18 protein-coding genes are annotated in these 15,075 nt (G+C 40.1%); 14 read left to right on the plus strand and 4 right to left on the minus strand.

Annotated features, from left to right (window positions below):
- Positions 1–41 precede the first annotated feature (41 nt).
- From ACED20_RS05175 to ACED20_RS05210, 8 genes are all read left to right on the plus strand, one after another.
- Positions 42–572: an RNA methyltransferase gene (locus ACED20_RS05175; protein ID WP_294199567.1), complete on the plus strand. Its 531-nt coding sequence runs from the start codon at positions 42–44 to the stop codon at positions 570–572.
- Between the two features lie 184 nt (positions 573–756).
- Positions 757–1,407 (plus strand): CBS domain-containing protein, encoded by a 651-nt coding sequence (locus ACED20_RS05180; protein WP_294199566.1) that lies wholly within the window; start codon positions 757–759, stop codon positions 1,405–1,407.
- Positions 1,408–1,413: 6 nt separating this feature from the next.
- Positions 1,414–2,280: an NAD kinase gene (locus tag ACED20_RS05185; RefSeq protein WP_294199565.1), complete on the plus strand. Its 867-nt coding sequence runs from the start codon at positions 1,414–1,416 to the stop codon at positions 2,278–2,280.
- A gap of 69 nt (positions 2,281–2,349) precedes the next feature.
- Positions 2,350–3,420 (plus strand): class II fructose-bisphosphate aldolase, encoded by a 1,071-nt coding sequence (fbaA, locus tag ACED20_RS05190; protein ID WP_294199564.1) that lies wholly within the window; start codon positions 2,350–2,352, stop codon positions 3,418–3,420.
- 88 nt (positions 3,421–3,508) lie between these two features.
- Positions 3,509–4,363 carry an acetyl-CoA carboxylase, carboxyltransferase subunit beta gene (gene accD, locus ACED20_RS05195; protein ID WP_294199563.1) on the plus strand — a complete coding sequence of 285 codons (855 nt, stop codon included), beginning with the start codon at positions 3,509–3,511 and terminating at the stop codon, positions 4,361–4,363.
- Between the two features lie 52 nt (positions 4,364–4,415).
- Positions 4,416–4,928, plus strand: coding sequence for a DUF6973 domain-containing protein (locus tag ACED20_RS05200; RefSeq protein WP_294199562.1), 513 nt, complete (start codon positions 4,416–4,418; stop codon positions 4,926–4,928).
- 209 nt (positions 4,929–5,137) lie between these two features.
- Entirely contained in the window at positions 5,138–6,541 is a 1,404-nt protein-coding gene (locus ACED20_RS05205; RefSeq protein ID WP_294202137.1) for a nucleoside recognition domain-containing protein, read from the plus strand.
- Between the two features lie 88 nt (positions 6,542–6,629).
- Positions 6,630–7,022, plus strand: a complete 393-nt coding sequence (locus tag ACED20_RS05210) for a hypothetical protein (RefSeq protein WP_294224039.1) — start codon at positions 6,630–6,632, stop codon at positions 7,020–7,022.
- Between the two features lie 15 nt (positions 7,023–7,037).
- Here ACED20_RS05210 and ACED20_RS05215 read toward each other — a convergent pair whose 3' ends face one another.
- The 4 genes from ACED20_RS05215 to ACED20_RS05230 form a co-directional block, all read right to left on the minus strand.
- Positions 7,038–7,922 carry a ferric siderophore ABC transporter substrate-binding protein gene (locus tag ACED20_RS05215; RefSeq protein WP_378103696.1) on the minus strand — a complete coding sequence of 295 codons (885 nt, stop codon included), beginning with the start codon at positions 7,920–7,922 and terminating at the stop codon, positions 7,038–7,040.
- A gap of 30 nt (positions 7,923–7,952) precedes the next feature.
- Positions 7,953–8,351 carry a biopolymer transporter ExbD gene (locus ACED20_RS05220; protein ID WP_294202141.1) on the minus strand — a complete coding sequence of 133 codons (399 nt, stop codon included), beginning with the start codon at positions 8,349–8,351 and terminating at the stop codon, positions 7,953–7,955.
- A gap of 44 nt (positions 8,352–8,395) precedes the next feature.
- Positions 8,396–9,100: a MotA/TolQ/ExbB proton channel family protein gene (locus ACED20_RS05225; RefSeq protein ID WP_294202143.1), complete on the minus strand. Its 705-nt coding sequence runs from the start codon at positions 9,098–9,100 to the stop codon at positions 8,396–8,398.
- A gap of 173 nt (positions 9,101–9,273) precedes the next feature.
- A complete protein-coding gene (locus ACED20_RS05230) occupies positions 9,274–9,735 on the minus strand; it encodes a hypothetical protein (RefSeq protein ID WP_294202145.1) in 462 nt (153 codons plus the stop codon).
- A 286-nt stretch (positions 9,736–10,021) separates the two neighbouring features.
- On the opposite strand from ACED20_RS05230, the gene ACED20_RS05235 reads away from it, so the two are divergent.
- The 6 genes from ACED20_RS05235 (at position 10,022) to ACED20_RS05260 (ending at position 14,978) form a co-directional block, all read left to right on the plus strand.
- A complete protein-coding gene (locus ACED20_RS05235; RefSeq protein WP_378103699.1) occupies positions 10,022–11,818 on the plus strand; it encodes a DUF885 domain-containing protein in 1,797 nt (598 codons plus the stop codon).
- A 164-nt stretch (positions 11,819–11,982) separates the two neighbouring features.
- Positions 11,983–12,372 (plus strand): DUF1398 domain-containing protein, encoded by a 390-nt coding sequence (locus ACED20_RS05240; protein ID WP_294202149.1) that lies wholly within the window; start codon positions 11,983–11,985, stop codon positions 12,370–12,372.
- A 62-nt stretch (positions 12,373–12,434) separates the two neighbouring features.
- Positions 12,435–12,791: a hypothetical protein gene (locus tag ACED20_RS05245; protein ID WP_294224048.1), complete on the plus strand. Its 357-nt coding sequence runs from the start codon at positions 12,435–12,437 to the stop codon at positions 12,789–12,791.
- Between the two features lie 225 nt (positions 12,792–13,016).
- Complete coding sequence (locus ACED20_RS05250; RefSeq protein ID WP_378103700.1) at positions 13,017–13,463, plus strand: DinB family protein; 447 nt, start codon at positions 13,017–13,019, stop codon at positions 13,461–13,463.
- A 167-nt stretch (positions 13,464–13,630) separates the two neighbouring features.
- Positions 13,631–14,452 carry a transposase gene (locus ACED20_RS05255; protein ID WP_378103702.1) on the plus strand — a complete coding sequence of 274 codons (822 nt, stop codon included), beginning with the start codon at positions 13,631–13,633 and terminating at the stop codon, positions 14,450–14,452.
- Between the two features lie 82 nt (positions 14,453–14,534).
- Positions 14,535–14,978 (plus strand): hypothetical protein, encoded by a 444-nt coding sequence (locus ACED20_RS05260; RefSeq protein ID WP_345766816.1) that lies wholly within the window; start codon positions 14,535–14,537, stop codon positions 14,976–14,978.
- The last annotated feature ends 97 nt before the right edge of the window (positions 14,979–15,075 follow it).

A 15,075-nucleotide genomic window follows, 5' to 3' on the forward strand; every position in this document is an offset into this window, starting at 1 on the left:
ATCGTAAATATTTATACCTAATTTTGCCAAAAAAATAAAAATTGGTACAGAAATTAAAACTGGAAGAACTCAACAGGCTGGATGTGGAAACATTTAAATCCGTTGAAAAAATTCCGCTGGTGGTGGTCCTGGACAATATCAGGAGTATGCACAATGTAGGAGCAACTTTCAGAACGGCAGATGCTTTTCTGATCAGGAAGATTATCCTGTGCGGAATTACGCCGCAGCCGCCTCACAGGGAGATCCATAAAGCAGCTTTAGGGGCTACCGAAAGTGTAGACTGGAGCTATGAGAATGATATTAATGCGACCATCGATGATCTGAAGGCCCAGGGTTTTGAAATCGTAGGTATCGAACAGACGACCGGCAGCCGGATGATTACCGATTTTATCATTGACTCATCTAAAAAATACGCGGTGATCTTAGGGAATGAAGTGGAAGGAATCAGCGATGAAGCATTGCCGAATATCGATTCTTTCGTGGAAATTCCGCAGTTGGGAACCAAGCATTCCCTGAATGTAAGTGTATGCGGCGGGATCGTGATGTGGGAGTTTGCCAAGGCCCTAAAATAAAAAACTGCATGTGCCTTACAGACATTGCAGTTTGAAATAAATCTAATAAAAAGTAAAAATGAAAGGCGACAAAGATACTTCTTTTTTCGTCACGAACAAATTTTAAATTTACTTTTTTGGTTTTTTCAGAAAAAAAACCAATATTTCAGAAAAAGTTTCGTTTAATTTTTTATAAATTAGCACAATGTTTATCAAGGACTATATCTCAAAAGACTTCCCGTGTTTCAGCCTTTCTGACTCGATAGAATCAGCGAGGGAAATGTTAGAAGCATTTGGATATTCTCATATTTTCATCAAAAAATCCCACCACTTTTACGGAGCACTGGCTCAGGATTTTCTGTATGAAGCAGAAGGACCCCTGAAAGAGCTTGAGCATCAGATCGAGCGTTTTGCGATTCTGGAAGACAATAACATTATGGACAGCATACGGCTGTTCTATACATTTAATTCCAACATCATTCCGGTGATCAACAAAGCGGAGAAGTATCTGGGCTATATCAGCTGTGAAGATATTTTCCAGGATTTTTCGAAATATCCGCTGTTCTCTGAATCGGGAGCCATTCTCACCATTGAAACGCCGGCCAGGAAATATTCCATGACGGAAATTGCCAATATCGTGGAAAGCAACAACTCCAAGTTTTACGGTGCATTTATCAGTTTTATGTCGGATGAGGTGATCCAGGTGACGATTAAGATCAGCAATGAAAACCTGAGTTCTATTGATGAAACATTCGACCGGTACGATTACCGCATTGTGCAGAAGTATTACTCTGATGAAAAATCGGACCTGTTGCAGGACAGATTCGGGTTTTTCCAGAAATTTATAGAAATTTAAACACGGATGAAGGCAGCCATATATTCTCAGAAAAAAGATCTTGATACTTTTTTATACTTAAGCAAGTTTATTTCAGAGCTGGAAAGCAGAGGCGTAAAATCTGTTTTGTATGATGAAATGGCCGAAGCTCTTCAGTTTTCAAAAATATTCGAAACCTTCAATTGCAAGCAGGATCTTCTGGATAAGGAAGTGGACCTGTTCTTTACTTTCGGAGGCGACGGAACCATTGTGAATTCCCTTACTTTTATTGAAGACCTGGAAATTCCGATCGTCGGTGTCAATACCGGAAGACTGGGATTTCTAGCCAGCTTTACGAAGGAAGAAGCATTCAATGCCCTTGATTCTATCCTGAAGGGTGATGTGAAGACGAGTCGCAGATCGGTTATCCATGTGGTGTCTCCGGTTTTTGAAGATTTTTTTCCGTATGCCCTGAATGACGTTACGGTTTCAAGAAAAGAGACGACCTCCATGATCACGGTAGATTCCTATATTAATGATGAATTCCTGAACGTATTCTGGGGCGACGGCGTTATCGTTTCAACGCCTACCGGTTCCACAGCCTATTCATTAAGTTCAGGCGGACCGATCATTTCCCCGAACAACGAAAATTTCGTCATCACGCCTATTGCACCCCATAATCTCAATGTAAGACCTTTGGTGGTGAATGACCGGGTAGAAATAAAATTTAAGGTGGAAAGCAGGGTTCCTCAATATTCCCTTTCGCTGGACTCACGGCTGATCCATATTGAAACCGATCAGGAAATTGTGATCAGAAAGGCTGATTTCCAGATCCTTCTGGTACAGCCAAACAACCTGAGTTTTTATGAAACCATCCGCCAGAAGCTGCTTTGGGGAAGGGACAAAAGAAATTAAGCATATTTTTAAAAATGATTACCTTTACAGGAATTAAAAACACCCTATAATTATATTAAAAAGCAAAACATGAGCAGAATTTTCCCGGCAGGAGTTGCCACAGGTCAATTAGTTACTGATATTTTTCAGCATGCTAAAGAAAACAAATATGCATTACCTGCAGTAAACGTAATTGGTTCCAGCAACATAAACGCAGTAATGGAAACTGCCGCAAAACTCAACTCACCTGTTATCATCCAGTTTTCTAACGGTGGTGCTGCTTATAATGCCGGAAAAGGACTAAGCAACGACGGGCAGAAAGCGGCTGTCTTGGGAGCGGTGGCCGGAGCAAAACATATCCATACCCTGGCTGAAGCTTACGGGGCAACCGTTATTCTTCACACCGATCATTGCGCCAAGAAATTATTGCCTTGGATCGATGGATTAATGGATGCCAATGAAGAATTCTACAAGCAGACCGGAAAATCCCTTTACTCTTCCCATATGCTCGATCTTTCTGAAGAATCTTTGGAAGAAAATTTGGAAATTTCCGCACAGTATTTCGAAAGAATGGCTAAGCTTCAGATGACGCTTGAGGTGGAAATCGGGGTAACAGGGGGAGAAGAAGACGGCGTTGATAATTCAGACGTTGACAATTCCAAATTATATACCCAACCGGAAGACATCGCTTATACTTATGAAAAATTAAAAGCGATTTCCGACAATTTCACTATCGCGGCGGCTTTCGGAAACGTACACGGAGTTTACAAGCCGGGCAATGTGGTTCTTACCCCGAAAATTCTTGACAATTCCCAAAAATACGTTCAGGAGAAATTCGGAACGGCTGAAAAACCGATCAACTTTGTATTCCACGGAGGTTCAGGTTCTACGATTGAGGAAATCAGAGAAGCGATCGACTACGGTGTGATCAAAATGAACATCGATACCGACCTACAGTTCGCTTATACCGAAGGAATCAGAGATTATATGGTGGATAACATCGATTATTTAAGATCTCAGATCGGAAATCCGGACGGCGAAGAGAAGCCGAACAAGAAATTCTACGATCCTAGAGTATGGGTAAGAAAAGGAGAAGAAACTTTCGCTAAGCGATTGGTTCAGGCATTTGAAGATTTAAATAACGTAAATACGCTTAAATAAATTATGAATGGCAGAGATGAAGCAAGTACTTTTTGGAAAACTACTTGCTTCATCTCTTATCATTTATTAAACATCAATTATATACAATATGGCATTCGAGTGGTTTAAAAGAAAAGCACAAAATATTACGACCTCTACTGATGAGAAGAAAGACGTTCCAAAAGGTCTTTGGCATCAGACTCCTTCGGGAAAAATTGTTGAGCATGACGAGCTGAAAAGAAACAGCTATGTTTCTCCGGAAGACGGTTTCCATGTAAGAATAGGAAGTGCAGAATTTTTTGATATCCTTTTCGATGAAGGAAAATTCACTGAGCTGGATGCCAATGTTGAAAGTATTGATATCCTTAACTTCAAAGACACCAAGTCTTATACAGACCGTCTAAAAGAAGTGAAAGCCAAAACAAAGCTTACCGATTCCATCAGAAATGCCGTAGGAACCGTAAAAGGAACCGAAATGGTCGTTTCATGTATGGATTTCGCTTTCATCGGAGGTTCTTTAGGCTCCGTAATGGGTGAAAAAATCAGAAGAGCGGTTGATTATTGTATTGAGAAAAAACTTCCGTATATGATCATCTGCCAGTCCGGAGGAGCCAGGATGCAGGAAGCGACGTATTCTCTGATGCAGCTGGCAAAAGTACAGGCGAAACTCGCACAGCTTTCAGAAGCAGGGCTTTTATATATCGCTTATCTTTGTGATCCTACCTTTGGAGGAATTACCGCTTCATTCGCAATGACTGCCGATATCATCATGGCAGAGCCGGGTGCCCTGATCGGATTTGCCGGGCCAAGGGTTATCCGTGAGACCATCGGAAGAGACTTGCCGGAAGGCTTCCAGACCTCGGAATTCCTTCAGGAGAAAGGATTTGTGGATTTTATCGTAAAGAGAACGGACATCAGAAATACTGTTGCTAAAACTGTAAATCTGCTGACTTCCCAGGCATAATTTTATTTAACAAAATACATCAATCTCTCTCATTCCGGGAGAGATTTTTATTATGAGGACTTTCAAAATATTTTTCAATACGATCCGGAGCATGAGCTTTCAAAAGATCCGCCGTCTTTTAGGGCTTATCCTTCCCCATCCCATTTTTTCTCTGTTAAGTTTTTATGCCACCATAAAAGCATATACCATCGCGCAGAAAAAATTCCCGGACACCGCCTCTACAAATGGTATTGGAAACGCTTTCAGACACGCGCTTTGGTGTTGCTTCATCATGATGTACTGCTGTAAAGTCTCTTCTCCTCAAAAAGCCCTGAAATTCTGTAAAAGAATTACAGATCTGCATGAAGAGCTCTTCCCTAACAAACCGTTGGAAACCAAGATGGACCTTCACAACAATAAATTTGGAATGGAATATTTCATGGAAATGCTTCAAGGTGTCCATCGTCAGTTTTTTGAAAAGAGCTTTTTCATCGACGGACTCGAAAAGAAAATGAAGGAGGCCAAAGTGCTGAAAAGTACAGATGATGATTTTGAAGGATTTTTGGTCTATCTTGATGAAAAGTGAATGTTAAACCACGGTAAGATTGACCATTGACTCCAAAGGAAATTGAACATTGACAAAGTGAATAGTGAATTTTGCTGCGCAAGTGAATTTCAGACTATTAAAAAATTGACAAGCGGTGCTGATTCAACCAAAGGAATTGACCATTGACAATTCACTCTTTGTAATCTGGACTTTTTTTGATAAGTTTAACCCATATTTAATTCTATCGGATGGTTCTCAGCAGAATTTGGTCGGCATTCATTATCGTTGCCATTGCCATTGCCAGTATAAAATACATTTCATCAAGCTCTTACAAAACCATTTTCAACGATATGGTAGTGGGAAAAGGAGGTGATACCGTGCAGATTGCCACGCAGAAAATCATTGCTCTCTCCCCTGTTTTACGGGATAGCCTGATGAAAAAACCGGATTTTGAGGACAACCGGATTCATTACAAAACTGACTCTTTACGACAAGAAGTAAAAGTCTACCGGGTACAGGAAGCCGACGGCGTGATCGGAACTTCTGAAACAGCCGTCAAGATTTGCCTCGGCCTGATCGGGATAATGGCCCTGTTTATGGGATTCATGAGCATTGCGGAAAAAGCAGGCGGCATCAACCTGCTGAGCCGGCTGATCCAGCCTTTTTTCTCAAAATTATTCCCTGAAATTCCTAAAAACCATCCCGCTTTCGGGCATATGCTAATGAATTTCAGCGCCAATCTGCTTGGTCTGGACAATGCGGCCACCCCATTCGGATTAAAAGCCATGGAAAGCCTGCAAACCCTGAATCCGAATAAAGATACCGCAACCAATTCACAGATTATGTTCCTTTGTCTTCACGCTGGAGGAATGACGCTTATTCCGGTTTCCATCATTGCGCTCCGGTCGTCTGCCGGATCCAAAAATCCTACCGATATTTTCCTGTACTGCATGATTGCGACTTTTGCCGCAACGTTGGCAGCTATGATTATTGTTTCCTTGTATCAGAAAATCAACCTGTTAAAACCTATTGTATTGGCTTATGTCGGTGGAATTTCCGTGCTGATCGGACTTTTGGTATGGTATTTAACTTCTCTCAGCAAGGAAAACCTGGATACGTTCAGCCAGATCTTAAGCAACGGATTAATTCTCTTTATCTTTCTGGCTATTGTTCTGGGTGCGGTGTATAAAAAGATCAATGTTTTTGAAGCCTTTGTGGATGGAGCGAAAGAAGGTTTTACGACGAGTGTGAAGATTATTCCTTATCTGGTCGGGATGCTGATCGCCATTTCGCTTTTACGAACTTCCGGGGTTTTCGATGTTATTATTGATGGAATGAAATGGGTGGCCAATGCGGCTAATCTGGATGCGAGGTTTGTAGACGGAATGCCAACGGCACTGATTAAGCCATTATCCGGTTCCGGAGCACGCGGAATGATGATGGATACCATGGCAACCTTCGGACCGGACAGTTTCCAGGGGAAACTGGCCGCCGTTCTCCAGGGAAGCTCGGATACGACCTTCTACGTGATTGCTGTTTATTTTGGTGCCGTAGCCGTAAAGAATACGAGATATACCGTAATTGCCATGCTTCTGGCCGATCTGGTGGGAATTATCACTTCCATTGTGTTGGCTTATTTATTTTTTGCTTAGAAATTCAAGGTTCAAGATTCAATGTTTAAAGATTGAACATACAAATCAATTAACCTCAAAACAATAAACTTTAAATTTTAGACCATTTATGATTACCGATAAAGAATTTACGTTAAGACTCATCCGCCAATTGAGCCAGGCGCTGGAAAAACTGATTTTAGACAAACCCGAAGAAAGCTTAATGCAGAAAGAACTGGATTTCGATTCTTTGATGCGGGATATTTTTAAGCTTGATTTTACAACGCTTTCCTCAAAATCCAAAGAAGAGATTATTGAAATCGTAAACGAAAGGCAGGAAAGGGATCATAAGGATTATTACGAAATGCTGGGAAACCTTTTCTATTTCAAGGGAAAGACAGAAGCCAACAACGACTTCCTGGATAAAGCAAAAACATTCTACGAGCTGTATCTCCAGAGCAGCGGCATCTTCGCTCTCCCGATTATCAACAGAATATCAGAAGTAAAAAAAGCACTTGAATAAAGTGCTTTTGTATTTTTAGAAAGTAATCTTATACGTTCCTGTAGAAGAAACAGCAGCTTTTTCAGCTTTCACGTATTTCTTCACCCATGAAATTGCGTTGGAAGTAATACAGGGGTCTGAAGTTCCTCCCGATCTTCTCGCGGAAACCACGTTTCCGGCTTTATCTACGGTATAAGCAATCGTTATGGTTCCGCTTGCTGTACAGCTGTTCGCAGGCTGTGCTCCTCCTCTACCCATCGTTCCGGGAATAAACCCTACCAGCTTACGGTCGATGCCTACTTTACTGTCACCGTTTCCGTCTCCCCCCAAAGGATCTCCAGCATTCCCGATTCCGTTGCCGTCACCCTGGCTGCCGGCTTTTATACCGCGACCGCGGATTAGATTTCCGATGGCAGCATTTCCTTTTCCGTCACCGTTTCCTGTTTTTGAGTTAGCCGTTGCAGCTCCGGATTTCTTTGTATTCTTCGTTGCAGAGGTGCTGGTAGCCGATTTTTTATTGTCGGCTTTGGACTCCTCTTTTTTCGGCACCGAAACTTTCGCGTTGTTTCCGGTGATGATTTTATCTTTAGCGTCTGATTTTTTTGTTTCGGGCTGCGGTTCCGGCTGAATAACGGTCTTGGTTTCCGGAACAGCTGTTTCCGCAAGTTCGGGAGTTACCTCATCCGTTGCTGCAGCAAGGCTTCCCGGCTGATCGGCAGGCTCTTCCAATCCTTTTCCGTTGCGGTTGTCCCCGAAATTTACCAGCATGGTCGTAACCACTTCCGGCTGCTGATCGAGTTCAGGTTTTAATTTATAGAGAAATACAAACAGCAGAATGGCAGACCAGATAAGGATAGAAAGCACTGCGCTTTTTATCCTATCTTTGTTTTGCTCATCTTTGTTTACAATATAACTTTTCATCGTATACTTTTTCCGGGTTTTCCGGAAGTATTATTTATCCTTAACGGTTGCAATGGCAATGTTGAATTTATTTTTTTCGGCAATTTCCATTACGAAAACCACGTCTTTGTGAAGGGTATTTTCGTCTGCCCGTATGGTGAAAGATTTATTGGTCTGGTTCGTCAGTTTATTTACGATAGCTTGCTCCAACCCACTCCTGTTTACGGGAACATCATCCACATAATAAGAGCCGTCCGGCTTTACGCTTACCACCAAAGGATTCGGAATATTGTCGGCTGCAGTATCAGCTTTAGGTAATTTTACATCGATCGCGCTTTGGTTGGCTGCCGAGGAAGTTACCATAAAGAAAATCAGCATGAGCAGGATCACATCCGTCATCGCCGCCAGACTGAATTCCGGGTTCGCTCTATTTCTTCTCTGAATTTTCATCTTTTATTTTTTTAGTCAGATACAACCTTTATTAGATTAAAAAACTATAAAGGTTTATTGATCAGGTCTAAAAATTCACCTGACATGTTCTGTGCCTTCAGTACAAATTTATCAATCCTTGTTAATAACAAATTATAGAAGAAGTTGGCCGGAATGGCTACTGCAAGACCTACTGCCGTCTGTCCTAATGCCGTATAGATCCCTTCAGATAGTGTTTTCGGGGAGAAGGATCCGCTGGCATGAGATAAATTGAAGAAAGCAATGATCATCCCGATTACCGTTCCTAAAAGTCCTAACATCGGTGCAATACTCGGCACAACTGCTAATAGATTTAAGTTTTTCTCCATATTGGCTACCTCAACCTGCGCCTGAGACTCCATTGCGCTTACAATATCTGAGACAGGTCTTCCAAGCCTGGAAATCCCTTTTTCAAGAATCCTTCCTTCAGGAGAATTCTGTCTTTTACAGTAATCCAGTGCTGCCTCCATTTTCCCTTCACGGATAAAGTCTTCGATATTATCCATAAAGTTGGAATCCGTCTTTGCGGTTAGTCTCTTAATAAAGAAAAAGCGCTCAAAGAAAAGGTATACTGAAAATACACCCAGCAGCAGCACGGTTGCCATCACGATTTTAGCGAAAGCGCCTCCGTGGAACATGATTTTCCAAAATGAGAATTCTAAATCTTCGGCCGCCACCGATGGCACGGCAGCCTGGGCAAATAACATCTGAGTAAGTTCCGTTAACAGCATTAATGTGTATTTTTATAAAAGTTGTAACGACAAAAATAGTGGAATATTATGAATTGATCTCTTAAAAAATGCTTAAAAAGCAACTTAAATTCTGTCTCTCCATAAAGCAGCAAATTTCTTTCCAAAAATACATTTGAAAAGAAATCTGATATAAGGATAAGATAAAAGAAGGATTAATCTTCGTCTACCTCAATTTCTTCCTGTTTGAATTCGCATTTCAGCCTGAAAGGAATAGGATTTTCGGAACCTGTGTAGAAATCATCAATTGTCCCTTTCCAAATTACCTCAAGCTCACCTTCCTCGTTTTTCTCAAACTTAAGTTCGTTATCATAGATGAAAGCGTCTTCGTCATCAAAAAGGTTGACCTCCGTGTAGATATCTTCATCAGTATCGTTAATGGTGATGGTTTTGCCTTCGATTTCTGCCGTATCGATAGGAAAATCGAAAACTTCAAGAGAAAGCTGCGGAAAGTTATACTGTAAAGAATCATCTTCTACATGATCCAACCCGTCATCCGTGATAATCTCAACCTCTAGGAAATGTTGCTGGTTGCTGTAAACCGCTTTACAATAAGTATTTCTTATATTGTACTTTAGCGTTTCCTCCGGATGGTAAATTTTTAAAATCCCTTTCATTATTTCTTAAAAAAGAGCTGTAATACTATGATTGTTAAACGTTTTCAACAAAGATAAAAAATAGATTGAATGTGAAAAATTTTTTGAAAGTATTTTTAGAAAAATCCGCAGCAATTAGTCATAAGCTGTGTTAATAAGAAGGTCCTGATAAAACTCACTGCGTTTCTCCGAACTGACAAACTCTATAAATAAAGATCTGTGTTTTTAAATAAATCAGACATCAGAAATAATCTTTTCAGGGTTCTGTTTTAAATATTTACATTTGTTTGATAAAGAATTCTGAAATATGAAAAACATTTTAGCAAAAGGCATGGTCGGGTTAGGCCTCATCATAAGCCTTGCTTCGTGCAGGAAATCCGATTCGCCTTTAACGAAGGTGACCCCGTCCAATCTGGATTCCATTGCGGCCAATTATTATGAGCAGTACCTAAAATTATATCCACTGGATGCCACTTCGCAGGGAGATCTCAGATACAATGATCAACTGCCGATCAATATAGACAAGGATTTCATTGGCGGAGAAGTCGATTTTTACAATTCCGTGCAGAAGCAGCTTGAAAATGTGGATTATAAAAACCTTTCCGATCAAGACAAAGTAATATATGATGTCCTGGATTTCACTTTAAAAGACAAAGCCCAGGCCTACAACTACCACCCGGAATATATTCCTTTCACCCAGTTCGGAGGCCTGCCGCTGAATTTTCCGCTGTACGGAAGCGGAGAAGGCAGCCAGCCTTTTAAAACGGAAAAAGATTATAATGACTGGCTGAAGAGAATGGAAAAATTTCCGGAATGGATGGAAGCGGCCACCGATAATTTCCGGGAAGGAATCAACAATAAGATGGTCCTGCCTAAAAAACTGGTGATCAAAATGATTCCGCAAATGAGAGCAGAAGAGATTACAACAACAAACCCGGATAAAAATATTTTCTTCGGACCGCTCAGGAAATTCCCGAAGGACTTCACCAAGGAACAAAAGGACCGATTTACCAAACTGTACAAGGAGGCTGTTACAAAGAATATTATTCCTGCCTACATAAAAATGGGCGATTTCCTGGAAAAAGAATATCTGCCGAAAGCCAGGGATACGGACGGCTATAACAGCTTACCGAATGGCAAGGAAATTTACCGGTATTATGTGAAAAGCTGGACAACGACCGATAAAACGCCTGAAGAGATCAATAATATCGGACTTCAGCAGGTGGCCATGCTCCGTGCGGAAATGGAAAAGGTGAAACAGCAGGTAGGTTTTACGGGGACACTGGAAGAGTTCATCAATTACGTTAAAACAGATCCTAAAGCCATGCCGTATAAGACTTCGACAGAGGTTCTGGCTGCGTTCAACGGGATTTTAACTAAAATTACGCCCAAGCTGAAAACGATGTTCTCCGTAACCCCGAAAACCGGGTTTGAGATCAGGCAGACGGAGAAGTTCCGGGAAGCCAGTGCCAGTGCAGAATACATCCAGGGGACACCGGACGGAAAAAGGCCGGGTATTTTTTATGTTCCGCTTCCTGATCCGACGAAATTCAATTTGACCTCGGGAATGGAATCGCTGTTTCTTCACGAGGCCATTCCGGGACATCATTATCAGGTTTCCCTGCAGCAGGAAAACACAAAGCTTCCCAAGTTTATGCGGTTTGGATGGTTCGGTGCCTATGGTGAAGGCTGGGCCCATTATTGTGAAACTTTAGGCCCGGAGTTCGGACTGTATACAGATCCTTATCAGAAAATGGGCTACCTAAGCGACCAGATGCTGAGGGCGGTACGATTGGTAGTAGACACAGGACTTCATACAGGGAGAATGACCAGAGAACAGGCCATCCGATATTTCCTGAACAATATTTCCTATGATGAAGCAGGTGCTACGGCAGAAGTAGAGAGATATATGGCGATGCCGGGACAGGCTCTGGGATATAAAATAGGTTCATTAAGAATCCGTGAGCTAAGGGAAAAATACCAGAAAGAACTGGGAAGCAAATTCAGCCTGGCAAAATTTCATGATGAAATTTTGAGTCAGGGCTGTCTTCCTCTGGATGTTTTGAACAGAAAAATGGAACTTTGGGCGAAAAAACAGAAATAATTTAACGCAAACCCGATGGAGAACCGGATTTTCAGACTGGAAGAAGGAAGCCGGATGCTGAAAATTCTTTTTGTCAATAGTAAGATTAAAAGTACTGGCTATCAAATGAATCATTTATTGTCTGCTATTCACTTCATAACTCATAATCTATAACTAACAAACAGATGTTTACCATAGAACAAATTGAAACCGCACACGATAAAATACAATCCGGAGCCGATTTCCCGGATTATATCAAAGAAATAAAAGCACTGGGCGTACAGTCTTTTGAAACCTGGGTAAAAGACAGCCATACCGAATATTTTGGAAAAAACGATTTCAGGGCGGAATCAAAACCCAAGTATACTGAACTTACCATCGCTGATGAAACGGATAAAGATACGTTCATACGGCAGTTAAAGAGCCATCAGAAAGGAGAAACGGATTACATGAAATTTTGCGAAGACTGCGCCACAACGGGAATTGAAAAATGGATCGTTGACCTGGCTGCCCATACCTGTATTTATTACGATAAAGCCGGAAATGAAATTTTAAGGGAAGAAATTCCACATTAAATATAAAGTCACAAATTAATTTTTGTGGCTTTTTTGTTTAGCTTTATACTTTGAATCAAATCATGATAAAAATAGCTCATGTCATTATAAATTTTGTTTTGGGATTGTGTTTTTTAAGCTGTAAATCTGAGAATAATAAAATCGAACAGTTTGAAAAAATTACAGTTGATAAAAATTTAAGCGAAAATGATACATTCAAAATTCTATCAAAATATTATGAGCTTAAATTATTTAATAGTGAAAAGTTGAAAGTGTCACAAGAACGGCTTATATTGTCCAAAAAGATAGATTTTATAGTCACTTTTATAAATACAGGCACTTTCAGTTCTATGATTATAAATGTAAAGCAGAGCAAGATGGAGACACCACCAATATTTGGCTTAACAATTACAATGGATATTTTGGAAACGGTGTTTTAGTAAAGGTTTTTAAAGATCAGTTTATCATAAAAGATATTAATCCGAAAACGTTGAAAGGTGAAATAAAGTTTCTAAAAACGTATCCGAATTCTCAGAAACTGGTTCTTAATCAAGCTAAATTTAAAAAAAATGACAGTATTTATGGGTTTATAGATTATAATACAAATCTGGATTCATTGGTCACAAAAAACTTTAGAGGATATTTTAAAACCACAATCAAATAAAATGATAACTGAAAATATAAAATCCCTTTTCATAAGAGATTTAAACAAATTAAAACTAGAAATCGAAGCCTACCAAACCGAGGAAGTAATCTGGAAAATCGATAAAAACATTTCAAATTCCTCAGGGAATCTGGCACTGCACCTGGTAGGAAACCTCAGCCATTTCGTAGGAGCCATTTTGGGAAATTCAGGATATGTAAGGAACAGGGAACTTGAATTTTCGCTAAAAGATGTTCCGAGAGCGGAATTGATTCAGCAGATCGAAAAAGTTACCGAAACGGTGACACTTACCCTTGAAAATATATCGGCAGAAGAACTTGAAAAAGATTTCCCCGGGGATCCGTTAGGTTATAAAATGACCACAGGCTATTTCCTGATCCATCTTTTCGGACATTTGAGTTACCATTTGGGACAAATTAATTATCACCGCCGAATGCTGGATGAATAAATGGATTACAGTTTAAAAACAGATTAGAGTTCAATTTGGGGAGCCTGGATTTTAAATAGTCGCTCCTTAAATCTCATTTAATGTACTGAATATTAGTTATTTAAATTCAAAAGCATTTGTTTTTTCTTGCAAGTTTTTGTAACTTAGGGCATTAAAACCTTGCAAATATGTTGGGAAAAAATCCAAAAAAACAGCCGGAATTATTCCGTCCGATGTTAGTAGATTTTATTGATGACAATAACGAACTGGTTCTGCTGTCCAATAAAATAGACTGGGATTATTTCGAAAAAGAATTTTCTCCGCTTTATTCCACGACAGGTAATCCCAGCCATCCGATTCGCTTTATGGTAGGCTGTTTGCTTTTAAAGCATTTGTATAATTTGGGTGATGAAACTCTTGCGTCTGCATGGATTACGAATCCTTACATGCAGTATTTTTGTGGCAGAGTTTTCTTTGAACACAAATTCCCTTGTGACCCGAGTAATTTTGTTCATTTCCGAAAAAGAATTGGCAAAAATGGGATTGAGAAAATCTTTTCCTACAGTGTAAGTATGCATGATGCAAAGACTAATACCTCGAATTTTGTTTTATCAGACACGACTGTTCAAGAGAACAACACGACTTTCCCCACCGATGCAAAACTGTGCAAGAAAGTCATTGACTATTGCAACAAAATTGCCGAAAACCAAGGTGTAAAACAAAGACAACGCTATACGAAAGTCAGCAAGCAATTGGTTCGTAACACTTACAATGGCAAACATCCCAAACGGGCAAAAACAGCAAGAAAGTCACAAAGACAACTAAAAACGATTGCCTTGCGGCTGATAAGAGAACTGGAACGTAAATTGACATCTGTGCAAAAGGAGTTTTACAAAGAAACCCTTTCTTTTTACACCAAAGTTGTCACACAAAAAATAACCGATAAAGATAAAATTTACAGCATCCATAAAGCTTTTAACCCGATGTATTGCCAAAGGAAAAGCGCATAAACAATACGAGTTTGGCAATAAAGTAGGACTTATAGCCACCGCTAATAAAGGCAGGAAAATCATTCTTGGTATTAAATCATTTTTGCAAACGCCTTATGATGGTCACACCATTGAACCGCTTTTGGAACAAATGGAAAACAGCGGTCAGAGGCTTCCCAAAGAACTTGTTTACGACCGGGGTGGAAGAGGAAAATCAGAAATAAAAGGCGTAAAAATATCCACTCCAAGCACTCCAAGAAAATCAGACACCGCTTATCAAAAACAGTCAAAACGCAAAAAGTTTAGAACCAGAGCAGCAATAGAATCCATCATCGGACATTTAAAAACTAACTTTAGACTTGCACAGAATTACTTCTTGGGAGAATCCGGACCGCAAATCAATGCATTATTAGCTGCAACTGCATGGAACATGAAGAAAATGATGGAAATCCTAAAAGAGAAAATCATTTTCTATTTTTCAAACTTATTTAGTATTCTCATACATTGTAATTTAGGTAATAAAAATTTGAAAATGATACCTTGTTAAGGAGTGACTAAATAGAATTTCTTTTAATATGTAATAAACGATTTAATGATACCATAGATCGTTGGGTTGACAAGCTCAACTTCCAACATCCGGCTTC

Source organism: Chryseobacterium sp. sg2396 (assembly GCF_042610505.1).
Classification (GTDB): Bacteria; Bacteroidota; Bacteroidia; order Flavobacteriales; family Weeksellaceae; genus Chryseobacterium.

Excerpts from the sequence above, each read along its gene's own strand:
- ACED20_RS05220 (WP_294202141.1), bottom strand. The coding sequence starts at position 8,351 with ATGAAAATTCAGAGAAGAAATAGAGCGAACCCGGAATTCAGTCTGGCG.
- ACED20_RS05200 (WP_294199562.1), top strand. The coding sequence starts at position 4,416 with ATGAGGACTTTCAAAATATTTTTCAATACGATCCGGAGCATGAGCTTT.
- ACED20_RS05240 (WP_294202149.1), top strand. The coding sequence starts at position 11,983 with ATGTTTACCATAGAACAAATTGAAACCGCACACGATAAAATACAATCC.
- accD (WP_294199563.1), top strand. The coding sequence starts at position 3,509 with ATGGCATTCGAGTGGTTTAAAAGAAAAGCACAAAATATTACGACCTCT.
- ACED20_RS05235 (WP_378103699.1), top strand. The coding sequence starts at position 10,022 with ATGAAAAACATTTTAGCAAAAGGCATGGTCGGGTTAGGCCTCATCATA.
- ACED20_RS05185 (WP_294199565.1), top strand. The coding sequence starts at position 1,414 with ATGAAGGCAGCCATATATTCTCAGAAAAAAGATCTTGATACTTTTTTA.
- ACED20_RS05230 (WP_294202145.1), bottom strand. The coding sequence starts at position 9,735 with ATGAAAGGGATTTTAAAAATTTACCATCCGGAGGAAACGCTAAAGTAC.
- ACED20_RS05245 (WP_294224048.1), top strand. The coding sequence starts at position 12,435 with ATGATAAAAATAGCTCATGTCATTATAAATTTTGTTTTGGGATTGTGT.
- ACED20_RS05215 (WP_378103696.1), bottom strand. The coding sequence starts at position 7,922 with ATGAAAAGTTATATTGTAAACAAAGATGAGCAAAACAAAGATAGGATA.
- ACED20_RS05180 (WP_294199566.1), top strand. The coding sequence starts at position 757 with ATGTTTATCAAGGACTATATCTCAAAAGACTTCCCGTGTTTCAGCCTT.
- fbaA (WP_294199564.1), top strand. The coding sequence starts at position 2,350 with ATGAGCAGAATTTTCCCGGCAGGAGTTGCCACAGGTCAATTAGTTACT.
- ACED20_RS05250 (WP_378103700.1), top strand. The coding sequence starts at position 13,017 with ATGATAACTGAAAATATAAAATCCCTTTTCATAAGAGATTTAAACAAA.
- ACED20_RS05210 (WP_294224039.1), top strand. The coding sequence starts at position 6,630 with ATGATTACCGATAAAGAATTTACGTTAAGACTCATCCGCCAATTGAGC.
- ACED20_RS05205 (WP_294202137.1), top strand. The coding sequence starts at position 5,138 with ATGGTTCTCAGCAGAATTTGGTCGGCATTCATTATCGTTGCCATTGCC.
- ACED20_RS05225 (WP_294202143.1), bottom strand. The coding sequence starts at position 9,100 with ATGCTGTTAACGGAACTTACTCAGATGTTATTTGCCCAGGCTGCCGTG.
- ACED20_RS05255 (WP_378103702.1), top strand. The coding sequence starts at position 13,631 with ATGTTGGGAAAAAATCCAAAAAAACAGCCGGAATTATTCCGTCCGATG.